General features: G+C 55.3%; 6 protein-coding genes and 1 tRNA gene. 6 read left to right on the top strand and 1 reads right to left on the bottom strand.

What is annotated here, in order from left to right; genetic code table 11:
* Window positions 1-100 precede the first annotated feature (100 nt).
* From ACP5D4_RS20075 to ACP5D4_RS20060, 4 genes are all read left to right on the top strand, one after another.
* Window positions 101-868 carry a YebC/PmpR family DNA-binding transcriptional regulator gene (locus ACP5D4_RS20075; RefSeq protein ID WP_428013387.1) on the top strand — a complete coding sequence of 256 codons (768 nt, stop codon included), beginning with the start codon at window positions 101-103 and terminating at the stop codon, window positions 866-868.
* A 60-nt stretch (window positions 869-928) separates the two neighbouring features.
* On the top strand, window positions 929-1,699 hold the full coding sequence (gene hisF / locus ACP5D4_RS20070) for an imidazole glycerol phosphate synthase subunit HisF (protein WP_428013386.1): 771 nt from the start codon (window positions 929-931) through the stop codon (window positions 1,697-1,699).
* A gap of 130 nt (window positions 1,700-1,829) precedes the next feature.
* Window positions 1,830-2,018, top strand: a complete 189-nt coding sequence (locus ACP5D4_RS20065; protein WP_017661456.1) for a hypothetical protein — start codon at window positions 1,830-1,832, stop codon at window positions 2,016-2,018.
* 93 nt (window positions 2,019-2,111) lie between these two features.
* Window positions 2,112-2,184 (top strand) — tRNA-Ala (locus tag ACP5D4_RS20060).
* Between the two features lie 161 nt (window positions 2,185-2,345).
* Here ACP5D4_RS20060 and ACP5D4_RS20055 read toward each other — a convergent pair.
* The gene (locus ACP5D4_RS20055; RefSeq protein ID WP_428013385.1) at window positions 2,346-2,720 is read right to left on the bottom strand and encodes a hypothetical protein; all 375 of its coding nucleotides are present in this window, start codon (window positions 2,718-2,720) and stop codon (window positions 2,346-2,348) included.
* 376 nt (window positions 2,721-3,096) lie between these two features.
* Here ACP5D4_RS20055 and ACP5D4_RS20050 point away from each other — a divergent pair, with 376 nt between their 5' ends.
* Entirely contained in the window at window positions 3,097-6,198 is a 3,102-nt protein-coding gene (locus ACP5D4_RS20050) for an ATP-binding protein (RefSeq protein ID WP_428013384.1), read from the top strand.
* A complete protein-coding gene (locus ACP5D4_RS20045; protein ID WP_428013383.1) occupies window positions 6,195-8,036 on the top strand; it encodes a two-component system response regulator in 1,842 nt (613 codons plus the stop codon). Before ACP5D4_RS20050 ends, ACP5D4_RS20045 begins: the two co-directional genes overlap by 4 nt.
* Window positions 8,037-8,132: the final 96 nt, after the last annotated feature.

Below are 8,132 nucleotides of genomic sequence, written 5' to 3'. Positions count from 1 at the left end.
CCCTGCGCTAAAGCGACAGGGCTTCCAAACGTATCGAGGTATTTTCCGTGAGAGAGGCCGATCGATCTCCTGAGACGATCGATCGCGCGATCGAGAGATTATGGCTGGACATAGTAAGTGGGCAAACATCAAACGCCACAAAGCCCGTGTCGATGCGGCAAAAAGTAAAATATTCACGCAGATTTCTCGGGAAATCATCGTCGCCGCCCGCAGCGGCTTGCCCGACCCCGAGGCAAATTTCCAATTGCGAAACGCCGTCGCCAAGGCGAAAGCGGCGGGAATTCCCAACGACAACATCGAACGGGCGATCGCGAAAGGGTCGGGAACCTTCGGTGACGGGGACGCCCTCGAATCCATTCGCTATGAGGGTTACGGTCCCGGCGGTGTAGCGGTTCTCATCGAAGCCCTGACGGACAACCGCAATCGCACGGCGGCGGACGTGCGCGTGGCGTTCAGTAAAAACGGCGGAAACTTGGGGGAAACGGGCTGTGTCAGTTGGATGTTCGATCGCAAGGGGGTCGTTACCCTCTCGGGGGACATCGACGAAGACAAGCTGTTAGAAGCCTCCCTAGAAGCGGAAGCGGACTCCTACGAACTGATGGAAATCGAGGAAGAGAAGCCGGGGGCGGAGGTCTATACCACGGTTGAAAATTTGGAACAGGTGAGTAATACCCTAGAAGCGGCGGGGTTTGCCATCGATCGCGCAGAATTATGCTGGATTCCCAGCAATACCGTTGAAGTCACCGACCCGGAACAGGCTCGATCGCTCTTAAAAATGATGGACGCCCTCGAAGATCTCGACGATGTACAGAACGTCACCTCGAATTTCGAGATGGCGGACGAGTTGATGTCCCTGAGTTTGGTATAGGCTGGTTTCTGGCGTCGCGTCTCGCGTCGCGTACTGTTCCAACCCTCGAAACTTGAAAGTATGTTAGCGAAACGAATTTTACCCTGTTTGGACGTGAGTGCCGGACGGGTGGTCAAGGGAGTCAATTTCGTCAACTTGCAAGACGCCGGAGATCCGGTGGAACTGGCGCAAGTCTACAACGACGCCGGGGCGGACGAACTGGTGTTTTTGGACATCACCGCCACCCACGAGGAACGGAATATCATCATCGATGTGGTGTATCGCACCGCCGAAAAGGTGTTTATTCCCCTGACCGTCGGCGGCGGTATCCAATCCTTAGAAACCATTAAAAGTTTGTTAAGAGCGGGAGCGGATAAAGTTAGCATTAACTCGGCGGCGGTCCGCGACCCGGATTTCATCAACCGCGCCAGCGATCGCTTTGGAAATCAATGTATCGTGGTGGCCATCGACGCCAGACGCCGTAAAGACATCCACAACCCCGGTTGGGACGTTTACGTGCGTGGCGGTCGGGAAAATACCGGAATTGACGCCCTCGAGTGGGCTGAAGAGGTGGCGAAACGGGGTGCGGGGGAACTGTTGGTGACGAGTATGGACGCCGACGGGACTCAGGCGGGGTACGATTTAGAACTGACGCGAGCCATCGCCGAACGGGTGGAAATTCCGGCGATCGCCTCCGGAGGGGCGGGAAACTGCCAACATATCTACGAAGCCCTCTCGGAAGGGAAAGCTGAGGCGGCTTTATTAGCGTCGCTGCTGCATTACGGTCAGTTGCGCGTGGACGAGATTAAGAAATACTTAGCCGATCGCGGCGTGACGGTTCGAGAAACTTAAACGCCAAATCGACGCAAATGCTTGAGATATCTGGGGTCGAGGCCGTTTAAACTTTGTGGCTCGACCCCCAAGCTTCTCGAAACGATTGTGTTAAGATATGTCAAGTAAATGAGTCCCGCTCGGCAAATCGATGATCGTAATCCTGTTCGTCGTGGTGGCCCTAGTCGCCTGGTCGCTACATCTGATGCAAGAGGCGATCGAACATCGAGAATTCTCTCTGATGTTCGCGGGTACCCTCGTGGCTGCGGCCGCCGCCGCCATGATGACGGTATACTTCCTCATGAGCCACTATGTCGGTTATCTCAGCCAAATGGCATGACCCTCGACCCGGTGAAACCCGCTCGCAAAAAAATTCGCGAAAACCCTTGACAAAGTTCAAAACTTCGCGCATAATAGTAAATCGTCAGAGCAAGGGGCTATAGCTCAGTTGGTAGAGCACCTCAATGGCATTGAGGGGGTCAGCGGTTCGAGTCCGCTTAGCTCCATTAAAATTCCAGAAAAAATCAGAACCCAGAAAAAACCCCTCGTGCAAATTGCATCGAGGGGTTTCGAGGTTTGAGAGACCACACAAGAGACAGCGAGAGAGAAAAAACCCAGACCATCAAGGCCGCACTGTCAGAAAAACTGTCGGTTGTCAGCTGCGATCTCACTCGCGCAGGCGATCGGCAAAATAACTCAAGACAGCCGGACGCAACCAAGCATTTCGATCGATCTCCTCAAACGCCGATTTTAACTCAGCCTGCGTTGCCGCGAGGGGTTGGACGGACTCTCGATCGCCGAGGAGTAACCGAGCCACATCGACAATTTCGGAATACCGACAGGGACAGGATAACGATTGCGTTCCCCGAGACTGTAGTGCCATGCGAACGATCCAGCAACTCAAGCCGGGAACTTGCCAAACCCAATAACACCGCAACAAGCGCCGCAGGATTTGACTGCGGGTATTGAGGAGTAAAAGGGCGCCGCGAGCGATCGTTTCGGCACGGTCGCGAACCACAGACGAAGGAGTGGGAACGAACATGAATATTTTCTACACTGAGAAACCTGCGGTGAGGCTTTTCAGTATCCCGATACACCCTAGAGACATTCTCATTTTAGGAGGCGATCTCCTACAGTCACCTCAGTATATTTCGGTAAATTCCCCGCACTTTCAGGGCGATCGAGTCTGGCAAAATTTTGGAAAATTCACCAAAACTTTAAACGATCGCCTTCGTTTTTACGGTTCGAGTTTCCAGAACTACCCGACAATAGAAGGAACGTCAGACCAAACGTCAAATACAGAATCCAGGTCGAAGACTTTCTTCAAGATTGTCTCGTAGCCGCAGGACGGATAGGGCGATTACGGCACTTCGGTCTTGGATAACTGTCTGCTATCGCGCTCTCTCAAGTCACCCTCCATGTGGAACGCTCTCGAATCGCTGCTGTCGCCGAGTCAGTATATGCCGCACGGGCAATGTTACCTCTGGCAAGCGCCCCTCATCTGGTTGCACGTCTTCAGCGACAGTCTCATCGGCATTTCCTACTATTCGATTCCGGCACTGCTGATTTACTTCCTGCGCCAACGCCAAGACGTTCCCTTTCGCGGCGTATTTTGGCTGTTCGGTGCCTTTATCGTGGCCTGCGGAACCGGCCACTTACTGGAAGTCTGGACGCTGTGGCATCCCGCTTACTGGCTTTCCGGTAGCATCAAAGCGATTACCGGCCTCGTTTCTCTCTATACTGCCTTGAGCTTGATTCCCTTATTGCCCAAAGCCCTCGCCTTACCCAGTCCCGAACAACTTAAAGCGGTCAACCAACAACTCGAACGGGAAATCCAGCACCGCCAAGAGGCCCAAGCTGCCCTGGGAGACGCCAACGATCGCCTCGAACAGCGAGTCAAAGAAGCCACCCAAGACTTGCGCCAGCGCACCGCCGAACTCCTCAAAGTCAACACCCATCTCGAACGGGAAATCCGCGATCGCCGCACCGCCGAAGCTGCTCTGCGCCAGAGCGAAGAACGCTGGCAACTGGCGGTTCAAGGTAGCAACGAAGGCATTTGGGACTGGGACTTACGCAACGATCGCATCTTCTACTCCGCCGGATGGAAACAACTCCTCGGCTACCGCGACAGGGAACTTGCCAACAACCTGCCAGAATTTTGGCAGCGCGTTCATCCCGAGGATATCGAAGCGGTGCGCCAGACTAGCAACGCCCACCTGCAACGACAAACCCCCGATTACACCCTGGAATTCCGAATGCGTTGCAAAGACGGCAGTTACAAATGGATACTCGCCCGAGGACGCGCCTCGTGGGACGAAGCGGGACATCCCGTTCGCATGACCGGTTCCCACATCGACATCAGCGATCGCAAACGAGCCGAAGCCGCCCTGCGTGAAAGTGTCGCCCGGGAACGGGCTGTCTCCCGCATCATCACGCGCATGAGAAAAACCCTCGACCTGGAAAAAATTTTCAGCGCCACCACCGAAGAACTCCGCAACGCCCTCGAGTGCGATCGCGTTCTCGTCTACCACTTTCTCCCCGACTGGAGTGGAACCTACGTCGCCGAATCCGTCACTGACACCTGCCATCCCCTCATCGACACCGCCAACCAACGCCCGCAACTCACCCGCGTCGCCGTGCAGCGGGTCGGATGCGCCGCCAGCACCCTCGAAAGTGCCGACGACATCGTTCAAGATACCTATCTCCAAGAAACCCAAGGCAGCTTTTACCGCCAAGGCAAAACCTATCGCGCCGTTTCCGATATCTACGAAGCCGGATTCGACGACTGCTATATCGAACTCCTCGAACAACTCGGCGCTCGCGCTTACATTATCGTGCCGATTTTCTGCGGAAAAACCCTCTGGGGACTGCTGGCCACCTACCAAAACCAAAGTCCGCGCCAGTGGACGGCGGCCAACATCAAAATCGTCGTACAAATCGGCTCTCAACTCGGCGTCGCCGTCCAGCAAGCCGAACTCCTGGCGCGAACCCAACAGCAAGCCGTAGAACTCCAACAGGCCAAAGAAACCGCCGAAGCGGCCAACCGCGCCAAAAGCGAATTTCTGGCCAATATGAGCCACGAATTGCGAACGCCCCTCAACGCCATTCTGGGTTTTACCCAACTGTTAAAACGAGAGTTTGCCAGCGCCTCCCCCCAGGGACAGTATCTCGACACCATCGCCGGGAGCGGCGAACACCTGCTGGATTTGGTCAACGAAATTTTAGATATGTCTAAAATCGAAGCAGGACGCGTGGAACTTGAAGAACGCAACTTCGACTTGTATCGTCTCTGCGATCGCCTAGCGAGTATGCTACATCTCAAAGCCCAGGGCAAAGGAGTGAAGCTTTATTTCGATATCGGCGAAACCGTTCCCCAATTCATCCGAGCCGACGATCGCAAACTCCGACAAGTTGCCATCAACCTTTTAGGCAACGCGCTCAAATTTACTGAAACCGGAAGCGTCACCTTCCGCATTCGTCGGCGATCGCTCGACCCCGACGCCAACACTTGCCTGTTGTACTTTGCCGTCGAAGATACCGGCCCCGGCATTAGCCAGGACGAGTTGCCCTTACTGTTCGAGCCGTTCGTTCAAACCGCAACGGGATATCAGACGGGCGGCGGTACGGGATTAGGACTCACCATCGGCCAGCGTTTCGTACAGTTAATGGGAGGCGAGATCGACGTCGAAAGTCAACTCGGACGGGGATCGTGCTTTTCCTTCGAGCTTCGGGTCAAACGGGCGGCGGCCGGAGAGGTTTGCTTAGAGCGGGAGTTACCCGACACCATTACGCCGTTGGCACCCAACGAACCGAGGTATCGCATTCTTGTCGTTGAAGACGAACCGACCAACCGCAGCTTGTTAGTGCGCGTGTTAAAAACCGTCGGTTTCGATGTGCGAGAGGCTGAAAACGGCCGCGTCGCCGTCGAACGGTGGCGCGATTGGCAGCCGCATTTAATTTGGATGGATATGCGAATGCCCGTTCTCGACGGTTACGAAGCCACCCAACTCATTAAAAACTCTGCCAACGGCGATCGCACCATCGTCGTCGCCCTCAGTGCTAGTGCTTTTGAAGAAGAACACCAAGCCATTCTCGCGGCGGGATGCGACGATGTGGTGCGTAAACCCTATCGCGCTACGGAAATTCTGGCTAAAATTCAGCAACATTTGGGCGTACAGTACGCTTACGACCCGACAGAGCCACAAGAAGCCCGGCAAGAGGCGATCGCTCCCTCGACGGGGGCGATCGCAGCTCTGCCGTTATCTCCACCCGAGGACTCGTCGGAGAGGCTGCGGCGGGATACTCTACCGGCCGAATGGCTCGATCGCTTATACGATGCGGCGCTCCAAGGCAGCGACGATCGCGTGGTGGAGTTGGTGGCCGAACTCCCCGAGTCCGACGCTTCCCTCGCCCGAACCCTTACAAATTGGGCGCAAAACTTCCGCTTCGATCGCATTCTTGAATTTATCGAAGCGCCCACTGCTGATTTGCCGACTACCGACGACCCCCATAACCCATGACTGCTGACGACTCCCCCACCTACGAAATCCTCATCGTAGACGATACCCCCGATAACTTACGCTTGCTCTCGAGTATGTTGTCGCGGCACGGATATCGCGTCCGCAAAGCCCTCAACGGAAAACTGGCCTTGGTTTCGGTTCGCACGGCACCCCCCGATTTGATTTTGCTCGATATCATGATGCCGGGTCTCGATGGTTACGCAGTCTGTGAAGCTCTCAAAGCCGACGATCGAACCTGCGACGTTCCCGTTATCTTCCTCAGCGCCCTCAACGACAGCTTCGATAAAGTCAAAGCCTTCTCCCTCGGTGCCGCCGATTACATTACCAAACCCTTTCAACTCGAAGAAGTCCTGGTGCGGGTGCAGAACCAACTCAAACTCAAAGCCACCGAACGGAAAATCCGACAGCTCAATACCGATTTAGAACTGCGGGTACGGGAACGCACCGCGCAACTCCAACAGCGAACCCAGCTTCTCGAAGCGACAAACCAAGAACTTCTTGAAGAAATCCACGCCCGCCAACAAACTGAAAAGCGCCTCGCGCACATGGCGTTTTTCGACAGCCTCACGGATTTACCCAACCGCCTTCAGTTGACGAAACATCTCTCGGAGACCCTCGCTGCCTTAGCTGAGGATAACAGCCAAGGGGTGGCGGTGCTGTTTGTCGATTGCGATCGCTTTAAACTCGTCAACGACTCCCTCGGACATACTATCGGCGACGAACTCCTCAAAGCCGTGGCCGACCAGTTGCGCCGCACCCTACCCGAAAACTGTTTTTTAGCCCGTTGGGGCGGCGACGAGTTTATCGTCTCCGTCACGGCGTCCGAGGCCGACCGTCACGCGGCAACGCTGGCGCAGCAACTCCTCGACGCCCTGGCCGAGCCGTTCGACCTATCTCACCATTCGATCTTTCTCAACACCAGCATCGGCATCGCCTGGACTCGGGACGCCGATTGTTCTCCCGAAGAGCTGTTACGCAACGCTGACGCCGCCATGTACCGCGCCAAATCCCTCGGCGGTTGTCGCTATCACTCCTTCGAGCCAGAATTTCACGCTTTGGCGGTGCAGCGGTTGCAACTGGAAAACGACCTGCGCCGCGCCTACGACGCTCGAGAATTTTTGTTGATGTATCAGCCCATCGTCAACTTGCAAACGGGGGAACTGGCCGGGTTTGAAGCCCTGTTGCGTTGGCTTCATCCTCAACGGGGAACGGTCTCCCCGGTTGATTTTATTCCCCTGGCGGAAGAAACTGGCCAAATTGAAGCGATCGGGGCGTGGGTTCTTGAAGAAGCCTGTCGCCAACTCCAGTGTTGGCAAAACCGAGGCTTGTTTTCTCCGTCGGTGTCGATGAGCGTCAACCTCTCGATGCGACAGTTCGCACAATTGGACTTTCTCGATCGTCTCGATGACATCTTAAGGCGATCGGGTATCGCTCCCCAATGTCTCAAACTCGAAATCACTGAAACGACCTTGATGGAGAATTCCCAGCGCACGCTATCGCTACTCCAACAACTCAAACGGCGGCAGATTCAAATTAGTATCGATGATTTCGGGACGGGCTATTCTTCGTTGAACTATCTTCACCGTTTCCCTGTGGATATTCTCAAAATCGATAAGTCTTTCGTGCAAAACACCGATGTCAATCCCAAGCCGTTCGGCTTAGTCCCGGCGATTTTAGCCCTGGCGCGAGCGACGGATCTCAAAGTCGTTGCTGAAGGGGTCGAAACTGTCGAACAGCGCGATCGCCTAGCCCGTCTCGGCTGCGATTTCGCCCAAGGCTATCTCTTCGCTAAACCCCTCCCCCCCGAGGCGATCGAGCAAGCTGAGTTGATGAGGTGATGAGATGGGGCTTCCTGGTGCAGAAAAGTCCTCAAACCCTAGTGACATCCTCCCGACGCTGACCCTACGGGTACAGCGCGGGCTTCCCAAGATCGC

Source organism: Baaleninema sp. (assembly GCF_049974805.1).
GTDB lineage: Bacteria > Cyanobacteriota > Cyanobacteriia > Cyanobacteriales > Geitlerinemataceae > Baaleninema.
Note: the sequence above shows the minus strand (reverse complement) of the source record. Positions and strands in the feature narration are given on the sequence as shown.

What these genes read in the sequence shown, in the direction of transcription:
- ACP5D4_RS20075 (WP_428013387.1), top strand. Translation starts at nt 101, where the DNA reads ATGGCTGGACATAGTAAGTGGGCAAACATCAAACGCCACAAAGCCCGT.
- hisF (WP_428013386.1), top strand. Translation starts at nt 929, where the DNA reads ATGTTAGCGAAACGAATTTTACCCTGTTTGGACGTGAGTGCCGGACGG.
- ACP5D4_RS20065 (WP_017661456.1), top strand. Translation starts at nt 1,830, where the DNA reads ATGATCGTAATCCTGTTCGTCGTGGTGGCCCTAGTCGCCTGGTCGCTA.
- ACP5D4_RS20055 (WP_428013385.1), bottom strand. Translation starts at nt 2,720, where the DNA reads ATGTTCGTTCCCACTCCTTCGTCTGTGGTTCGCGACCGTGCCGAAACG.
- ACP5D4_RS20050 (WP_428013384.1), top strand. Translation starts at nt 3,097, where the DNA reads ATGTGGAACGCTCTCGAATCGCTGCTGTCGCCGAGTCAGTATATGCCG.
- ACP5D4_RS20045 (WP_428013383.1), top strand. Translation starts at nt 6,195, where the DNA reads ATGACTGCTGACGACTCCCCCACCTACGAAATCCTCATCGTAGACGAT.